Raw genomic sequence first — 16,068 nt, 5'->3', positions numbered from 1 at the left:
TCGGCGATCTCCGCCGGCAATGCAACGGTCGCAGCCTCGACGGTCTCCCGGCGGTCCGCCACACCCCGCAGCGCGACGGCCCGTTGGCGCCATCCCTCCCCCGGTGCACGCTGTGGCCTCAGGTCTACGCCGGAGCGCGGGTCAGGGGTGATGTTCACTCTCCCGGGTGAATCGGGGGGCTGTGGGGGGAGAAGTGCGCTGTGGGGTTCGTCTGGGGGTGAGGACGTGTTCACGCCGACCGCGTCCCGCCAACTAGATGGTGAACCGCTGACCATGACGCCGTCCTTGGAGTGGCTCGGGCATGGCCCGGCCGCCGTGAGCGCGGTGCACGCGCTGGTTGTCCTGGTGCGTCTGTGCCGGAGAAGTCTCCTCAGCCGCAAGGACACCCGCTCCCGGACCGGAGGGGAGCGGACGGAAGAGGAGCCGTCCGCTCCCGGTCTTGTCGTCGTACGGGTGGACGTCGCCGGCGAGGCCTGCGCGGAAGTGCGGGTCACCGTCGCTGCTGCGCCCGCCTCCAACGGCGCCGCCGGATCCCGCGTGGGAGTGCGGGTCGCCGTCGCCGCAGGCCCCGCCTTCGACGGTGCCGCTGCGGTGGCGGGCGGGGAGCGGGGCCCGCGACCACGGGAACCCTCTCTCCGTACGCGTCGATCCGACGTGACGCCAGGACCGGAATGTCGCTGCGGGCGCTCATGCGGAAGTACGGCGTCGGCTTCGAGACCGTGCAGCGGGCGCTCGTGTCGGCGTTGGCGACGAACGGGTCTGCGGGTCGTCGCCCTGGCACCGCCGTACTGAGCACGAACGGCTACCGCAGCGGGCGTACAGCCACCCGGGCCCCGCCTCCCACCCCGGAAGCGCCGCGTACGGGCAAGGCACCCTGCCGCACCCGGCCCGTATGCGACCCTGGAAGGGCCAACCGGGCCTGTCCGACCCCGCGCGGCCCGGCCGACCAGGGATACCGCTATGTCCCAGCGCGCGTTCCTCACCTCCCATGCCGTGCCGGCGGTGCTCACCAGTGCCGCCCTCGCCCTCCTGCTGACGACGCCCGGCACGCCCGCGGCGGCGACCGAGCAGGCCGCAGTCGCACTCCCGCAGTCAGCCGTGGTGTCTATTCCGGCCATCGGCGTGTCCGGGCTGCCCGTCGTCCCGTACCGCGGAAGCCCCGACGACTCGCCGGGTACTCGAATCCAGGACCAGGGCGTGGCTGCCAGCCCGCATGGTCCCGCCGGTGGCGTCGGCCCCGGCGATGTGGGCAACTACATCGTCACTGGACACCGCATCGTGGCGGGCGGGCCACTACGGGCGCTGCCGTCACTGCCGACAGGCGCGTCCGTCGTCGTGATCTCCCGCGGTGTGACGTACGAGTACACGATCATCACGACCCGGACGACCTCCTTCCGCTCCCAGTCCTCCATGGCCGCGCAGCGCGCCGCTGTCCCCGGCTTCCCCGGCGCCGCCCCTACCCGCGCGATGATCACCGTGACCACCTGCCTCACGCCCGAGGACGATGCGGCAGGCAATCACTGGCGGGACGCGCAGAACAACCCCGAACACCGCATCGACAAGATCGGCGTCCTCACAGCAACCACGTCCTGACCGTCACCACGTCCTGCCCCGCCCGCACCGCGCCCCGTCACCGTCCACGGGAGGGCGAAGGTCACAGGTCCGGCCCTTATGAACCTCTTGCTCCGTATGTCACTCTGGCGGGCAAACCGGCTCTCGCCCCTGCACGACGACGCCGCCGACCAGTACGGAATCGCCCATGCCCCTGCATTTCCCGTCCCGAGCCGCATCCGCCGCGGCAGCTGGCGCCATGGTCGTCCTGATGGCGGCTTGCAGGACCACTCAGGCTGCCGCCGGCGCGGCGGCTCCCGCACCGCCTACGACGGCAGCGGCACCAGCTGCGGCCCCGGCCGCCACCGCCGCGCGGCCGTCCGAGCCACCGGTTGCCTCCGTGAGGACCGAGGCCTCCGTCCTGTCCATACCCTCGGTGGGCATTACCGGGCTGCGCGTGATGCCGTACGAGGGCACCACCGACGATGCGCCCGGCACCCGCATCCAGGACAAGGGAGTGGCGGCCAGCCCGCACGGGAAGCGTGGCGGAGTCGGGCCCGGCAAGGTGGGCAATTTCCTGGTCACCGCGCACCGCCTGTCGGCCGGCGGCCCGCTGCGTGACCTGCCCGCCGTGGCGAAGGGCGACTCTGTGCTCGTGACCGTGGGCGATGTCGTGTACACGTACGAGATCATCGCGAGCCGCAAGACGTCCTTCCGGTCGGAACGCTCGCTCAGCGAGCAGCGCGCCGCGGTTCCCGGAAAGCCGGGTGTGGCCCCGACCCAAGCCATGATCACGATCTCGACCTGCGCCACCCCGGAAGACCATGCCGAAGGCAACTTCTGGAGCGATGCCCAGGGCAATCCCGAGCACCGCATCGACAAGATAGGCACTCTCCGCAAGACGACCGCAGCCCCGCCTGCCGGGTAGTAGCCCCCTCTTGGGACAAGCCGAGCCCAGACACCTACGCCCGGAGCAGGGTCAGCGCCTGCACGGGCCAGATCAGCACGACAACCGGCGGCGGTCACCTCCAGCGCCTGCAAGCAGGTGGCGCCACCGCGCAGCGACGTGTCCAAGGGCTCGCGGAGCAGCTCGACAGCGACGCCGTCGCGCTGAAGCTCGCCCACGACCTCGGCTACGTCAGCGGCGAGATGACCAGCCACGCCCGATTCCTCAGAGTGCCGCACTCCTCGGAGCGCCCCTTGAGAGCCCTTCGGTGTGCGAGTCTCGCGTCCATCGACGGACGGGACTCGCTTCTCAGGCGGGGCCGGCCTTCGCGGCTTCTGCTACGTCGGCCACCCTGGGGGCGGCCGCTCGCGGCTTGCGGACGAGCGGGACCGTCGCGCACGCCGCGAGCAGGGACGCCGCGGCGACCGCGTACCAGCCGTGCTGGAACGCGACGACAGCTTGTCCGGGGGCCGGGGTGCCGAGGATGCCGACCAGGATCGCGACGCCGAGGACCGCGCCGACCTGGCGGCCCATCGAGGTGATGGCCGAGCCGGTGGCGAAGCGCTCCGGCGGCAGGGCAGTCGCCGACACCCCGGTCAGGACCGGGAGCGTCATGCCGACGCCGAGGCCGGTCAGCATCATGCCGGGCAGGAGCGAGGCCGCGTAGGCCGAGCCGGTGTCGAGCGTTGCGGCCCACCACAGGATGCCGGCCGCGAACAGGACGGTCCCCGCCAGCGCGATGCGGCCCGCACCGAATCTGGCGACAGCGGGCCCGATCCGCAACGCGACCGGCGGCACCAGCAAGGGGCCCGGCGCGATGGCCAAGCCCGTGCGCAGAGCCGAGTAGCCCCAGACGCCCTGGCACCACAGCACGGAGCCGAGCAGCATTCCGGCGAACGCGATGGTGAACAGCGTCAGTGCGGCCGCGGCGGATCCGAACGCCGGGACTCGGAGCAGCGGCAGCTCGACGATCGGCACGGGGTGGCGGGCCGAGCGCAGGACGAACCAGACGCCGAGCAGCACCGCGGCAGCCAGACCGCCGAGGGTGCCGACGCTCGTCCATCCCCAGTCGGGAGCCTTGACCAGCCCGAGCGCGAGCGTGGCGATCGATCCGGTGAGAAGGGCGGCGCCGAAGAGGTCGGGCAGCGGAGTCTTCTGCACCCCAGCGTGCCCGGACGACGGCAGCACCTTGACACCGAGCGCGAACGCGGCGATCCCCACTGACACGTTGACGATGAACACCCAATGCCATCCGGCCTCGGCCAGGAACCCGCCGGCCACCGGCCCGAGTCCGGCGGCGATCCCTCCGATCGACGCCCAGGCCCGCACGGCGCCGGCACGCTTCTCGGGCGCCGTGGTGTCGAGCAGCAGTGCGAGCGACGTCGGCATCAGCAGCGCGGCGCCGGCAGCCTGCACGAGCCGGGCCGCGACCAGCGTCCCGACGTTGGGAGCGAGGGCGCAGCCGACCGAAGCGAGGGTGAACACCGCCAAGCCGGTCAGGAAGACGGGTTTGTGGCCGGAGCGGTCGGCGACTCGGCCGGCGACCACGAGGAGCGCCGCGAAGACGATCGCGTAGCCGTTGAGGACCCAGGAGAGGGAGCCGAGACCGCTGCCGCCGAACGAGCGGCCTATTTCCGGAAGGGCCACGTTGACGATGAAGAGGTCGAGGTTCGACATGAAGACCGCGGCCGTGACCGTTGCGAACACGGCTCGGGACGCCCGTTGTAAGTTTGAAATTCCAACTATCATGGCCGGAGGCTAGCCCCACGGGTTTGAAAACACAACGGACTCGGGAGAGGATGGGGACATGACCGCGATCAAGAAGCAGGGCGAGAGCTCGGTTCCGCACCCCGAGGCGCCCGGTCGGCCGTGTTCCGTGGCCGCCGCACTGCAGCTCGTCGGCGAACGCTGGGCCCTCCTGGCGATCCGCGAAATCTTCTACGGCAACCGGCGCTTCGACCAGATGGTCCGCAACACCGGTGCCCCCCGCGACCGCCTCGCCGCCAGACTCCGCGCGCTGGAAGAGGCGGCCGTGGTCGAGCGCCGTCCCTACAGCGAGCGCCCATTGCGCTTCGAGTACCACCTCACGGAAGCCGGCCGCGATCTCGCACCGGTGATGCGCGCACTGCTGTCCTGGGGTGATCGCTGGGCGGTGGACACTCCGCCGGTCGCCTTCCGGCACCGCGGCAGCGCCGAATCCGAACACGACGCCGAGCACGACCTCGATCTGACGTCGACGTGCCGGACCTGCGGCGAGGAGGTCGGGGCGGGAAGTCTCACGATCGACGTGCGCGTGCCCGGATGGGATCGGGCCGGACCGATCGAAGGCTCCTGAACGCAGCGGCGATCACGGGCAAAGGGGCGCCTCGACCGGCCGGACAGGCAGCGCGGGCGCCGCGGCCGGAGCGGGCCCGGGTGCAGGTGCCTTCGCCGCGGTGGGCGGCGGGGGTGCCGGCGTTGGCTGCCGGTGGAGCGGTGGCAAGGACGGCGGCTACCGCCTGGCCGGTGCCGACCCCCGCCTTGTGCACGTCGGCGAGGAGGCGGGTCACGTTCGCGCCCTGACCGGCCAGGCGGTCCATGGCGGCGGCCCTGTCGGGCCAGGCCGGGGAGGCGAGCATCGCGTCGCGGACCATCCCTTCGGGCATCGTGGCGCGCAGCACGTCCGCCCACCGGTGGATGCCCTCCGTCATCAGAGCGGTGCTCCTCGAGGTCGCGGGCCGAAGGTTAGCGGGCCGGCCGGTCCGGGCAGGGCGGCGTACGCGGTGCTACCGGGCTGACCGCCCGGACGGTACCGGGTCACGGCTTGCGCCCGCCCGACGGACTCGGCGCGCCTGCCGCCTCCACCGCACTCAGCCAGGCAGCCAGCCAGCCAGCCAGCCAGCCAGCCAGGCGAGCGTTCCTACATCTGGCCTTGTCGGCCTTCTACGACCGCCGAGGAGCCGTGGGCCGTCGAACGGGTGGTGAGCGACGGCATCCGGTCGCTGGCCCTCACCAATGCCAGGTGAGGAAATCCCCCTCCGCCACCTGGGACCAGCGTTCCGCCGCCACCTCGAGCGCGGCCGAGGCAAGGGCGATCTGCCGGTCGTCGAGCGGGCTCGTGCCCAGCCCCCTGCCTTCGGTGCGCTGCCCTGACCAGACCCGGTAGGCCCAGTTGACGGCGAGTTCGGCGCGCATCACCGCATCGCCCTTGCGTTGCAGAACCTTCATCCCCGATCGGCGGTGGCGGGTCGGCTCGACGGGTTCGAATCCTTCGAAGGTGGCGCCCTGCGCGGTGGCGCCCCAGAAGCCGTCGTCGATGGCGAGCGCGTGCTCGACGGCCGCGTGCACGAGGTCGTGGGGGATGGTCGGGCCGGTGGGCCGGACCGCCAGTCGGATGTCCGGCCCCCGGCGACCGCGCACCTCGACGTCATGGTGGTTGCCCGGAAGTTTCCGGAAGATCATCTCCATGGCTCTGCCTCCCAGTGGCCCGCCTCGGGCAGTCCGTCGAGCAGTACGCGCTCGCCGTCGGCCGTGACCGTGCTGCCCGACCGCAGGTCCACCGGGAACGTCCAGTGGACCGGTGAGTGGTTGGCGCTGCCGGTCGGGGTGTGGCCCTGGCCCAGGGAGACGGACATGCGGCCTGCCGCCTTGGTGTCGAGGAGGGAGTAGCCGACCAGCCGACCGGCCCGGTCATTGAGGCCGAAGCCGATCTCCCCGATCCGCCCGGCGGCATCGTCGACGGCCAGCGCCGCGGCAACCTGCTCCGCGCCGGAAGAGCACTCCCAGCGGACCACACGACCGCCCTCGAACCACAGCTCCAGATCCCGGACTTCCGTGTCGTGGAGGTACGCGGGCCCGCAGGCCCGGACACGGCCCCGGACGCTGTCCTCCAGCGGGGCCAGGCACAGTTCGCCGTCGGGGAGGTTCTGCAGGCCGCAGGAGTTGTCGACGGGGCGTCCGCGCAGCGACATCCGCAGATCGACGTCGTGACCGAGCACATGGAGGTCTCCCGTGCCCGCCAGCCGGTCCGCTATGAGCTGCTGCCGCTCCCGTACGCGACGCCAGGCCTGGACCGGATCCTCGGTGTCGGTGAGCATGACGCGGTGCACCAGGTCCGTGTACGCGTCGGCCGACATACCGGCCTGCAGGGCGTAGCCGTTGGTCGGAAAGTGAGTGGTGCAGCGCCGCAGGGTCCCGGCGGCGAGTCGGCGCAGCTGCTGGTGGATGAGGGTGAACCGCGACTCCTGGCGCGCTTCCTGCTCGGCGGGCGGGCGGGCGCGCAGGGCGAAGGGATTGTCCTCGGCCTCGATGCGGATGACGGCGTCGGCAGTGTCGTAGAGGTGGACGAGCATCGGGTCGGCTCGGCGGTGCAGGAGTGGATCCCCGGTGGCGTCGAGGACGAGGTCGTCCTCGTCCGCGAGGTGGATGTAGACGGAGGGCAGGGCGCCCCGGGTCAGGCACTGGGCGTACAACTCACGGACGAGCGGCTCGCCCGCCGGCCCGGTGGAACGGATGAGGACGACCTCGCCGGACCGCACGCCGAGCGAGTGGTCGAGGAGCGTCCGGGCCAGCCGGCCCGTACGTGGGTCCGGGGCTGGCGGGCTGGCTGCGGGGACGGACGTCCGGCTGGCAGGCGGAGCGGTCATCGGAAGTCCCCTTCCAGGAGGACGTCGAGCGCCTCGGCGGCGAAGGACCAGCCGCCGGCCGGCTGCAGGTTGTGGACCAGCGCCACTCCGGCGCGGCCGTCGTCGGTGGCCTGGAGCTGACAGCCCGACCCGTGGATCCCGCCGGGGTGGCCGTGGCGCGCGATGCCTCGCCGGCTGCCGACGTACAGCCCCAGGCCGTAGCCGTCGAGTTCCTCGCCCTCGGTGTCGGCGTGCCGCACCTTCATCTGCCCGGGGACGTGGCGCAGGAACCGGGCGAGGTCGGTGGCACTGCTGTACGCGAATCCGGCCGCGGCGTAGACCCCGTGCTCGAAGGCCGGACGGACGACGGCTGCCGGGCTGCCCGCATGGCACTGGGCGGGAGTCCAGGTGAGGGCATCACGGAGTCGCCAGGAGGTGTGCGTCATGCCGAGCGGCCGCAGTACGTGTCGCTCGACGAGGTCGGCCATGGGTACCCCGGCGGTCTGCTCGGTGACGTGCGCGGCGAGGGCGATTCCGGGATTGCTGTACAGCCAGGGCCGCTGCCCGCCCCCGTGAGCGGCGCCTTCGTCGGGGAGCGGCAGCCCGCGGGCCCAGCGGGCCAGGGCCTCCGGGTCGGTGGGACCGTACAGGTTGCCGGGCGTGATCGGGTCGGCGGGCATGCCGCCCGTGTGGCTGAGGAGCTGACGCAGGGTCATCCCCCAGGGCAGCGGATCGTCGAGCCCGGGCCCGGCGGCCAACACGGCCGCGGTGGTGAGCGGCTTGGTGGTCGAGCCGATCCGGAACGGCGTGTCGACGGTGACCGCCGACGGCTGCTCGACGCTGGTGACCCCGGCTGCCGCGGTCAGGACCCGGCCGTCCTTCCAGCCCACCAGGGCCGCGCCGGGTATGCCTGCCCGACGGATTTCATCCTCGAGCAGTTCTACGAGTCTTCCCATGTGAGAGACGGTAGATCGAAACAAGTCCCGGTACAATCGTCTCTTGTATGGACACAACATGGCGGCCCCGTCCCGCACCCGGCAGCGGCCCTCTCTACCTGCGGCTCTCCGAAGGCATCGCCCGCGACATCGAGGCGGGCCGGCTGCCGGACGGCTGGCGCCTGCCGACCGTGCGCGCGGTCGCGCACCGGCTCGGCGTCACGCCCGGTACCGTCTCGCGCGCGTACTCCGAGCTCCGCCGACGCGGCCTGACCAGCGGTGAGGCGGGCCGCGGCACCTTCGTGCGGACCAGCCGCGGCGCTGCGGCCTTCGGTGCGGAGTCCGGCAGCGGTGCCGGGGTGGTGGACTTGTCCGGGAACTGGGCCGCTCCTCCGCCTTCGGCACTGCTCAAGGAGCTCGGCGGCGTGTGGACCCACGGTCAGCTCTCGACCCTGCTCGGCACGGGGCTCGGCCGTGACCCGGATGTTCTCGGCGCCGACTACCTGGATGCGTTCGGACTGCGCGTACCCGGTCACCGGGTCATCGCGGCCTCCGGCGGCCAGCACGCGCTGTTCACCGCCCTCAGCGTGCTGACCCGCCCGGGCGACAAGATCGCCGTCGACGCGCTGGCCAACCCCGGAGTGCGGGCCGCCGCCCGGCTGCTCAGTCTGCGCCTGGTGCCCGTGGCGCACGACGAGGACGGGATGCGGCCCGACGCGCTCGCCGCCGCGGGGGCCGGCGTCGTGGTCACCTCGGCCACCCTCCACAACCCGACGGGCGTCACGCTGTCCGCCGGGCGGCGGGCCGAGCTCGCCCAGGTCGTACGGGCCGGACAGCTCACACTTGTCGAGGACGATCCCTTCGGCCCCCTGGCCGAGGCCGCGCCCGCCCCGGTCAGCACCCTCGCCCCGGACCACTGCGTATACCTGGCCAGCACGAGCAAGGCGGTCGCCCCTGGCCTGCGGCTCGCCTTCCTGAGTTGCCCTCCCCCACTCGCCGACCGCATGGCCTCGGCCGCCCGGGCCAGTGCCTGGACCCCGGCCTCCCCCGTCGTGGACCTGGTGCACCGCTGGCTGGTGGGCGGTCTGGTGGCCAGGCTCGTCGAGGGCCGTCGCGCCGAGTCCGCCGTCCGTCTCGACCTGGTACGGGAACTGCTCCCAGCGGCCCGCCGCTGCGGGGTGGGCGGCGCGCACGCCTGGGTGGACCTAGGCGAGGAGTGGGAAGGGGCGGACGTGGCGGCGCGGGCGCGTGCCGGTGGCGTGGCCGTGGCACCGGGCGGTGACTTCGGCGGTGTGCGGCCCGGCTTCCGCATCGGCCTGGGCGCACCGAACTCCCGCTCCGAACTCTCCCGTGGACTCCACCGGATCGCCGACCTGCTCCGCGCGTGTGGACGTTCGCGCAACTCGGCTCTGCCGGAGGTCTTGTGATGTCGCAGGGCTGAGCTGGGCAGTCTCCGGGTGCGCGGTTCAGGCGTGTTGGGGCAGTTGTTGCCGCATCCGTCCGGTTCCCGGATCGCCCTTTCCTGCTGGACGAGACCGAAACGACTAGTCCCTGAGCTGCGCGGAAACTCAACTTGTCATGTACGGACCCAACATAGCTTCTCAGCTCAGTGGGGCGGGGAATCATCAGGAGCGGCCAGGATCTCGCGGGGATCCGCGAAGATGGGGAACATGGAAAGCTTTGCGCCGGTGAGCGTCCTAACCCTTCTGCCTGACCTTCCGCATCCGAAGGCGATGAAGAAGGGGGCGGGTATACGTCCGTTGATCGATGGCCGTGACGTGTTGCAGGAGAGCCACCCGGATGGCGATTCGAGTTGCTACCAGGAGAGGTGGTTCGGTTCGCCCGAGACGTGGCCGCTGTGGGCCGACGACGAGCCTCGCCGTGTCGAACTGTCGAACAACGACTGCGACACCGGCTGCTGCGGAGGAGTGTTCGTCACCATCCAACGCTTTGGCGATCTCGTCGAGTGGACAGACTGGGAGAACACCAACGACAACCGGGTCCCGGTCCCGCCCGAGATCCACTTCGACGCCGCGCAGTACGACGCCGAACTGGCCAGGGTCGTGGCGGACCACCGCTGGGAGGAGCCAGTCGATGCTGCAGCACGACTGCTGGCCGACCGGATCACTGCCTCCGGCTGGTGTGAGCGGTGGAACTGCGAGCGGTTCCCGCACGGCATCAGTGTCAGTGAGCGCGGAGATTCACCTAAAGTGATCATGCACTTCATGACTGATGGGTTCGGTCCGGGCGGGGTGTTCCGCTGGTTTGTGATGCCGGTGTCCCTGCAGGAGCCCGTCGAAGAACAGGTGCGGCGCTTCGTTGAACGGATCACGACCACCGACCCCCGCGAGAGCGCGCAAGGCCTCTGACGCATAGCGGGTGGGAACTGCCCGTCGACCGAGGCCGCCAGGTCACAGGCACTCAGGCTTCGATGAGAACACTCAACCTTCACTGCGAGGGAATAACTGGCGCTGCGCGTGCCCGCCGGGGCGGGACGAGCGGCTACCCCCGGCGGGCCCGTACCGCGTCCGTGTACAGCTCGCGGGTCAGGTCCCCTTCACCGACGCCGAGGCCTGCCAGGAAAGCGCGGACGTCCGCGAGCGCGCCGGTCAGGCCTTCGGCGTCGGTCATCGTCTCGGCCTCCACGAACGTGCCGTCGATCTCCGGGACCTGAACCACCGTGGCGAGCATCCGCCGGCCCCGGACGGTGACTGCGTAGTTCAGGCAATACTTCGAGAACGCGATCACCGGCTCGTAGCCCAGCCCGTGCACCACGGCGTGCACCGCGTCCGGATCGGTCACCGCGGTCTCGTGCTCCGGCTTCGAGCCGGAGGCGGTGTCCACGGCGGCACTCTTGTAGGTCAGGACCGTGCGCGCCGTGCCGTCCGCGCTCTCCACGGTGCGTACCCGGAGCTCGGCGTCCCGGGCTTCGAGCATCCGGTCTGCCGGGTCGTAGCAGGTGTCCCTGTAAACCTCCGGACCGCCTTCGGCGAGCTTGTCGAGCAGCTCCACCAGGGCTTCGCGGTCCGGGACCCGGGCTGGAGGCGCGGTGGCCACCTCGTGGTCACGGTTCATGCCGTTGGTGCCGATGTGAAGCACCAGGTTGGGCTTGCCCTGCTCCATCCAGTGCTCGACGTTCGCCGAGATCTTGTCGATGCGCCAACCGGAGCGGCCCTCGAGCCGGGTGCCGTCCGCGCCCTGCATCGAACCGACGAACCGCACGTCCGGAGCGTCCGCCGCGAGCACCGTCGCCAGGGCGGGGCGGGGCGGTAGCCGGTTCACCCTGATCCACGCCAGCGACGGCGTGACCGGTAGCAGCAGGCTGTCGGTCATGCCGCTGGGCGACTCGATCACACTCGGCGAGCGGCTACGCACGTCCCCAACACCACCGACCCCACCCGGGCGCACGTCCAGCGGTTCGGACTAGATGATTGATTCCAAGGCCTTAGTGGTCGTAGGCGGTCAGTGATCGGATGACTGGTCCACCGGTCTTGTGGTTGTGCCAGATCGCGGCGGTTAGGGCGAGGAGTCGCTGTAGGACGCGCACGGTGACCCCGGCGGGCGTGCGGCCGCCGTGCCGTTCGAGGTCGAGTTGTCCCTTGAGGGTCTGGTTGACCGACTCGATCAGCTGGCGCAGTGGCTTGAACAGCTCGGCTCCGGCCCGCTCGGGTTCACCCTTGCGGGCCGGCCTCAGCAGCCGGACGCCCAGGTCGGCGAGGTCCCTCTCGAAGGCACGGCCGTAGTAGTTCCTGTCCGCCAGCAGCGTCGGTGGTGGCCGGTTTGCGAGCAGGCCCGGGTCGACGTGGAAGATGTCCAGCAGCACTTCGCGTTCGACGGCCTTCGCTCCGGTCAGCGCGAAGGCGATGGGCAGGCCGTGCGGAGTGCAGACCAGGTGCAGGCGCAGGCCCCAGAAGAACCGTGAGTGGCTGGAGCAGTAGCCGTACTCGGCCCATCCGGCCAGGTCGGAGCGTTTCGAGGTCTCGCGGGAGCGTCCGCACTCCACGGGTGTGGAGTCCACGATCCACACGTCATCGGTCCACAGGGCGGTGTCGGTGGCCAGCTCACGCAGGACCTGCCTGACCAGGCCCGACGCCCGTCGCAGGCGCTTGTTCCAGCCTGGCTGCTGGGGCAGGTACGGGAAGAGGTGCCGCAGGTGAGCGTGGGCGTGGCGCAGCCAACGGGCCTCGGAGACGAAGCCCAGCAGGGCCTGCATCACCGCGAGGGTGACCAGTTCCGCATCGCTGAGCTTCGGCTCCAGGCCGACCCGCGGGCGCCACGGAGCAAGATGCGGCGAAGCCTTCAAAAGGTCATCGACCCGCACGTACAGTGCAGTTGCGAGGGTGTCTATCTCGGTCGTCACAAACTGAGATTGGGCACCCTCGCGTCCGTACGGCTACCCCTTGGAATCAATCATCTAGTGGACGTACTGGTCCACGTCAACCGGCGCGCCGATGGCGGCGAGGAAGCGCAACTCGTCGACGCCGATCCCGAAACCGGGCCCGTGCACGTCGCCCGTGGATATCCATTGGACGAGAGAGAGCCGGATGAAGCTTCCCTTCCGCGCCACTTCGACCAGACCGCTCTCCAGGGGAAAGATCCTCGGCCACAGCCGCTCCAAGGCCAGTTCGATGTACTCCTCCCGGACGACGTCCTCTCTCATTTCCCAGATGTTGACCTCGAGGGTGCGCCCTGGGATTGACGTCGGGTCGCCTTTTCGACGAAATCGATCCGGGTCGCGTCCAACGATCTCCGAGATTTCCTCCACGGACAGGTCATCGGATTCGACATGAAGGATCGCTGACCGCTTGTAGTCCATTGTCAGCAACTCCAATACTCGCCGCTCTCGTGCAGCAGGGTAGGAATGTAGGATTTCTGATCGTTCGGCATCAGGAAGAGGCACTTGGTCCTCTTGTCCATGTAGATGTCGTAGTGCGCAACACGCTTGTCGCGGGCCTCCCCGCGACGCCCACGACTTCCGTCCCTAACAAGCCTCCTGCACACAGGCAGCACGATCCTGTGCGCAGGGGGCGCAGGGGGCGCACGGAACGCACAGGGGCACCGCGCGTGACAACGGCACGTTCCACGCTCCCGGCGTGCGCCGGCTGGTCCAGGCTGCGATCCCATGGATAGGAAGTACCGATCCTATGACAGACAGCCAGGCCCTGGAGGCGTACCGCCCCGTGACAGTGACAGCCACCCCGAACACCACCCCCCTGTCAGTGACGAACGGGGCTCCTGGTCACACGACCAGCAGACATGCTTGCCTGACAGCTCGTCACTGTCAGCACCCCACCGACGCCAACCCGGTACATCGCAATCCCGGATCCTGGCGTCAAGCGCGGTGCCTGCTGGGATCATCACGCATACGTCTTCCGAAAGGAACTCCCCCATGGCACTGGCCGAAGCGGCGCAGTCCTGGGTATCGACCGGCGCGAACGAACCGGTCACCGGCCACGACCTTCTTGAGTAGGCCGGCTCGGAACAGCTGGAGGCCTTCGCGGCAAAGACCGGCAGTGACGCCGAGACCGTCGCGGACCAGCTGGCAGAGGCACTGCCGACCTTCATCGACGCGGCCACCCCGGACGGCACCCTCACCGACGACCCCGCACGGATCACCGCAGCCACCGAGAGCTTCGAGCGGGCCACCCCGTTCACGGTACGGAGCCTGGCCCCCGGCAGCGACGCCACCCCGCAAAAGAGCGTGATCCAGCTCGGCCTCAGCCCCGTCGAAGTAGCAGGCGTCAACGTCGACCTGCTCGGAGACTTCGAGTTCGTCATCTCGGCCGGCCAAGCAGCCGCCGGCGGCATCAACTTCAACGTCGATGCGAGCAAGCCGATCAGCGGCCTTTGATCCGGACAACGCGCCGGCCCTGTGCGCTCCACTCGGCGACGCCGGTGGAGCGCAGAGCCGCTAAGCGCAGGTTCACCCCCCTAGGCGGCGCCCGGCCGCCCGGGAGGCCCTCGGCTCCGGCCCCACAACTGCCGGGGCCGCCGCCGGGGGCCGGACAGCGCGGCTGGGCACCGGGGGCGACTCCTGGCCCGTCTGCACGGTGCGGTGCGAGGACGGCACCGTCGACGTACAGCCGACGGCGCCGCTGGGCCTGCTGACAATCCGGACCGGGGGGCCGGGCCCTGGGGTCGCGAAGTCCGTCCCGGTCCGGGACGGTAGCTACTTCTTGCCGGTGACCTTCAGCGGCCAGGAAACCTCCGTCAGGTAGGTCTGCACCGGCATGTCCGAGCCGACATCCGGTCCCCCGCCCGTGCCGTCCGGGGTGCCGTTCGGGTCCTCCGCCGGGGACGGCTTCTCATCCATCGCGACGACCTTGACGACCCGGCTGAACCAGCGGCCGCCCTCCTGGCGAACATCACCCACCTGGTACTCCTCGCAGCGCCGGTCCTTGACGTCCTGCTTCGTGCAGGTGAAGTCCGACTCCGTCGACCCGTGCGTGGTCAGACCGCACGGCGTGAACGTCGCCTCGAACGCGCCGTCCTTGTCCGGGTGGACCAGACCCGGCTCGCCACGCAGGACCCTAACGCCGCCGGAGCCAGCGCACCCGCCACCAGCACCACAGCCATCCACAATTCGCGAGCAGACATCAACACGTTCCCCTCATGCAGCCGCGCGCCGAAAGCCGGTCCGCTCTCACCACACGCACGACAACACCCCGCCAAACGATCAACAACCAGGCTGTGCAACGCTCCATGACCGAAACCCGCACACAAAGGCCGGAACCCGACCAGCTGCCAGCCGACGGCCGCCGAGCGTCGTTGTTCAGGGCGGCGAGGCGAGGCACCTCCGTTCGGGCCGCGCCCAGCCTCGAAGACAGCGTCACCGTGTAGCGGGAAGCCCCGGTGTAGTCGCCGGGTTCGTGGACCGCGCCGGCACGGCCAGCGACCGGCACGGCCCGCCCACAGGCCGCCACCGGGCCAAGTGGTCTAGGGCGCGTATTCGGTCGTGATCAAGGGCCGGTCCGGGTGAGGTCCTTGATCCAGATCATTGAGGCGCGCAGGTGGAGGCCGGCGAGGTAGCTCTCGGGTGTTTTGTCGTATCGAGTGGCGATGCCTCGCCAGGCCTTCAGCTTGTTGATCAGGCGCTCGACGGTGTTCCGCTCCTTGTAAAGGTCGGCGTCGTGGGTGAGTGGCCGGCCGCCCCTGCGGCCTTTGTTCTTCCGGTTGGCGGCCTGGTCCTTCTTCTCCGGTACGACTGCCTTGATGCGGCGTTTGCGCAGGTAGGCGCGGTTGCCGCAGGACGAGTAGGCCTTATCTGCGGCGACTGCGCCGGGCCGGGTGCGGGGACGACCAACGGGCCCGCGGACCCGCACTTTGTTGAGCACGGGGATGAACTGCGGGCTGTCCGCGGCCTGCCCTGCGGTCAGGATCAGGGCCAGGGGCCGACACCTGCGGTCGGCAGCCAGGTGAATCTTGCTGGTCTGTCCGCCTCGTGAGCGCCCGAGCAAAGCAGCTTTCAAGCGGAGCTTGCGCCGTCGCCGGACGCGCCGCCGTTCGGGCCGGCCGGGATCAGCGACGTCGCCGTGTCCGTCTTGTTCCGTCGCGCCGCCCCCTTTTGCCGGGCCGCCTCCGCCTCGAAGGCGGCCTTTTCCAGAGCGTCCAAAACGTCCTCCTCCAGACGCATTCCGGCCGCGTCGTGATGGGCACGGACCGTCGTGGAGTCAACGCTGACCAGCGACATATCCACCCTGCTCCGCCCGGCCGCCTCGGCGATCAGCCCCTCCAGCAGCGCCTCGAAAACTCCGGCGTCCCGCCACTGCCTGAACCTGTTGTGCACGGTAGACCAGGCGCCGAATCGGCCCGGCATCTCCCGCCACTGCGCTCCCGAGCGGAACTTCCAGATCACGCCCTCGAACTGTTGCCGCAGCCGCTCTGGATACGGGCCGTACTCACCGACCGGCAGATACGGCTCGACGAACCCCCACTCGTCGTCCGTCAGTTGATCACGTGTCATGTGTACCGGACTACCGGATCCGCCCTCACAGCGAAGGCGGATCCGACAAACCGATCACGACTCAATACA

Annotated in this window: 15 protein-coding genes and 2 pseudogenes; 7 read left to right on the top strand and 10 right to left on the bottom strand. The window is 70.3% G+C overall.

Going from position 1 to position 16,068, the window contains the following annotated elements; all coding sequences use genetic code 11:
• Positions 1–960: 960 nt before the first annotated feature.
• Both AC3IX6_RS39015 and AC3IX6_RS39010 read left to right on the top strand, forming a co-directional pair.
• The gene (locus tag AC3IX6_RS39015; RefSeq protein WP_489368037.1) at positions 961–1,593 is read left to right on the top strand and encodes a sortase domain-containing protein; all 633 of its coding nucleotides are present in this window, start codon (positions 961–963) and stop codon (positions 1,591–1,593) included.
• Positions 1,594–1,810: 217 nt separating this feature from the next.
• Complete coding sequence (locus tag AC3IX6_RS39010) at positions 1,811–2,479, top strand: class E sortase (RefSeq protein ID WP_489368036.1); 669 nt, start codon at positions 1,811–1,813, stop codon at positions 2,477–2,479.
• Between the two features lie 327 nt (positions 2,480–2,806).
• On the opposite strand, the gene AC3IX6_RS39005 is transcribed toward AC3IX6_RS39010, so the two are convergent.
• Positions 2,807–4,204, bottom strand: a complete 1,398-nt coding sequence (locus AC3IX6_RS39005) for an MFS transporter (protein WP_489368035.1) — start codon at positions 4,202–4,204, stop codon at positions 2,807–2,809.
• Between the two features lie 100 nt (positions 4,205–4,304).
• Here AC3IX6_RS39005 and AC3IX6_RS39000 point away from each other — a divergent pair, with 100 nt between their 5' ends.
• Positions 4,305–4,832, top strand: a complete 528-nt coding sequence (locus AC3IX6_RS39000) for a winged helix-turn-helix transcriptional regulator (RefSeq protein ID WP_489368034.1) — start codon at positions 4,305–4,307, stop codon at positions 4,830–4,832.
• On the opposite strand, the gene AC3IX6_RS38995 is transcribed toward AC3IX6_RS39000, so the two are convergent.
• The 4 genes from AC3IX6_RS38995 to AC3IX6_RS38980 all read right to left on the bottom strand — a co-directional run bounded on the left by AC3IX6_RS38995 (position 4,774) and on the right by AC3IX6_RS38980 (position 8,057).
• On the bottom strand, positions 4,774–5,187 hold the full coding sequence (locus AC3IX6_RS38995) for a hypothetical protein (protein ID WP_489368033.1): 414 nt from the start codon (positions 5,185–5,187) through the stop codon (positions 4,774–4,776). The two genes, AC3IX6_RS39000 and AC3IX6_RS38995, sit on opposite strands and share 59 nt — an antisense overlap.
• A 298-nt stretch (positions 5,188–5,485) precedes the next feature.
• Positions 5,486–5,944: a hypothetical protein gene (locus AC3IX6_RS38990; RefSeq protein ID WP_489368032.1), complete on the bottom strand. Its 459-nt coding sequence runs from the start codon at positions 5,942–5,944 to the stop codon at positions 5,486–5,488.
• The gene (locus AC3IX6_RS38985) at positions 5,935–7,122 is read right to left on the bottom strand and encodes an aminopeptidase (RefSeq protein ID WP_489368031.1); all 1,188 of its coding nucleotides are present in this window, start codon (positions 7,120–7,122) and stop codon (positions 5,935–5,937) included. The genes AC3IX6_RS38990 and AC3IX6_RS38985 overlap by 10 nt, the downstream gene beginning before the upstream one ends.
• A complete protein-coding gene (locus AC3IX6_RS38980) occupies positions 7,119–8,057 on the bottom strand; it encodes a serine hydrolase domain-containing protein (RefSeq protein ID WP_489368030.1) in 939 nt (312 codons plus the stop codon). The genes AC3IX6_RS38985 and AC3IX6_RS38980 overlap by 4 nt, the downstream gene beginning before the upstream one ends.
• A gap of 47 nt (positions 8,058–8,104) precedes the next feature.
• Here AC3IX6_RS38980 and AC3IX6_RS38975 point away from each other — a divergent pair, with 47 nt between their 5' ends.
• Together AC3IX6_RS38975 and AC3IX6_RS38970 are read left to right on the top strand one after the other, a co-directional pair.
• Positions 8,105–9,463 (top strand): aminotransferase-like domain-containing protein, encoded by a 1,359-nt coding sequence (locus AC3IX6_RS38975; protein WP_489368029.1) that lies wholly within the window; start codon positions 8,105–8,107, stop codon positions 9,461–9,463.
• 234 nt (positions 9,464–9,697) lie between these two features.
• On the top strand, positions 9,698–10,405 hold the full coding sequence (locus tag AC3IX6_RS38970; RefSeq protein ID WP_489368028.1) for a hypothetical protein: 708 nt from the start codon (positions 9,698–9,700) through the stop codon (positions 10,403–10,405).
• 133 nt (positions 10,406–10,538) lie between these two features.
• On the opposite strand, the gene AC3IX6_RS38965 is transcribed toward AC3IX6_RS38970, so the two are convergent.
• The 3 genes from AC3IX6_RS38965 to AC3IX6_RS38955 all read right to left on the bottom strand — a co-directional run bounded on the left by AC3IX6_RS38965 (position 10,539) and on the right by AC3IX6_RS38955 (position 12,852).
• On the bottom strand, positions 10,539–11,369 hold the full coding sequence (locus tag AC3IX6_RS38965) for a CYTH domain-containing protein (protein ID WP_489368027.1): 831 nt from the start codon (positions 11,367–11,369) through the stop codon (positions 10,539–10,541).
• A gap of 112 nt (positions 11,370–11,481) precedes the next feature.
• Positions 11,482–12,396 (bottom strand): IS982 family transposase, encoded by a 915-nt coding sequence (locus AC3IX6_RS38960; RefSeq protein ID WP_489363493.1) that lies wholly within the window; start codon positions 12,394–12,396, stop codon positions 11,482–11,484.
• Positions 12,397–12,450: 54 nt separating this feature from the next.
• Positions 12,451–12,852, bottom strand: a complete 402-nt coding sequence (locus AC3IX6_RS38955; protein WP_489368026.1) for a DUF4279 domain-containing protein — start codon at positions 12,850–12,852, stop codon at positions 12,451–12,453.
• Between the two features lie 669 nt (positions 12,853–13,521).
• On the opposite strand from AC3IX6_RS38955, the pseudogene AC3IX6_RS38950 reads away from it, so the two are divergent.
• Positions 13,522–13,623, top strand: a pseudogene (locus AC3IX6_RS38950) (YidB family protein); the annotation flags it as partial.
• A gap of 114 nt (positions 13,624–13,737) precedes the next feature.
• A complete protein-coding gene (locus tag AC3IX6_RS38945) occupies positions 13,738–13,887 on the top strand; it encodes a hypothetical protein (protein WP_489368025.1) in 150 nt (49 codons plus the stop codon).
• Between the two features lie 318 nt (positions 13,888–14,205).
• On the opposite strand, the gene AC3IX6_RS38940 is transcribed toward AC3IX6_RS38945, so the two are convergent.
• Both AC3IX6_RS38940 and AC3IX6_RS38935 read right to left on the bottom strand, forming a co-directional pair.
• Complete coding sequence (locus AC3IX6_RS38940) at positions 14,206–14,409, bottom strand: hypothetical protein (RefSeq protein WP_489368024.1); 204 nt, start codon at positions 14,407–14,409, stop codon at positions 14,206–14,208.
• A 586-nt stretch (positions 14,410–14,995) separates the two neighbouring features.
• Positions 14,996–15,999: pseudogene (locus tag AC3IX6_RS38935) on the bottom strand (IS5 family transposase).
• Positions 16,000–16,068 lie beyond the last annotated feature (69 nt).

Source organism: Streptomyces sp. GL_141 (genome assembly GCF_057834385.1).
The sequence above is the reverse complement of the archived record's forward strand: the minus strand, read 5'-3'. Positions and strand labels throughout refer to the sequence as shown.

Excerpts from the sequence above, each read along its gene's own strand:
- AC3IX6_RS38970 (WP_489368028.1), top strand. The coding sequence starts at position 9,698 with ATGGGGAACATGGAAAGCTTTGCGCCGGTGAGCGTCCTAACCCTTCTG.
- AC3IX6_RS38995 (WP_489368033.1), bottom strand. The coding sequence starts at position 5,187 with ATGACGGAGGGCATCCACCGGTGGGCGGACGTGCTGCGCGCCACGATG.
- AC3IX6_RS38990 (WP_489368032.1), bottom strand. The coding sequence starts at position 5,944 with ATGGAGATGATCTTCCGGAAACTTCCGGGCAACCACCATGACGTCGAG.
- AC3IX6_RS38985 (WP_489368031.1), bottom strand. The coding sequence starts at position 7,122 with ATGACCGCTCCGCCTGCCAGCCGGACGTCCGTCCCCGCAGCCAGCCCG.
- AC3IX6_RS39010 (WP_489368036.1), top strand. The coding sequence starts at position 1,811 with ATGGTCGTCCTGATGGCGGCTTGCAGGACCACTCAGGCTGCCGCCGGC.
- AC3IX6_RS39015 (WP_489368037.1), top strand. The coding sequence starts at position 961 with ATGTCCCAGCGCGCGTTCCTCACCTCCCATGCCGTGCCGGCGGTGCTC.
- AC3IX6_RS38965 (WP_489368027.1), bottom strand. The coding sequence starts at position 11,369 with ATGACCGACAGCCTGCTGCTACCGGTCACGCCGTCGCTGGCGTGGATC.
- AC3IX6_RS38980 (WP_489368030.1), bottom strand. The coding sequence starts at position 8,057 with ATGGGAAGACTCGTAGAACTGCTCGAGGATGAAATCCGTCGGGCAGGC.
- AC3IX6_RS38975 (WP_489368029.1), top strand. The coding sequence starts at position 8,105 with ATGGACACAACATGGCGGCCCCGTCCCGCACCCGGCAGCGGCCCTCTC.
- AC3IX6_RS38955 (WP_489368026.1), bottom strand. The coding sequence starts at position 12,852 with ATGGACTACAAGCGGTCAGCGATCCTTCATGTCGAATCCGATGACCTG.
- AC3IX6_RS39000 (WP_489368034.1), top strand. The coding sequence starts at position 4,305 with ATGACCGCGATCAAGAAGCAGGGCGAGAGCTCGGTTCCGCACCCCGAG.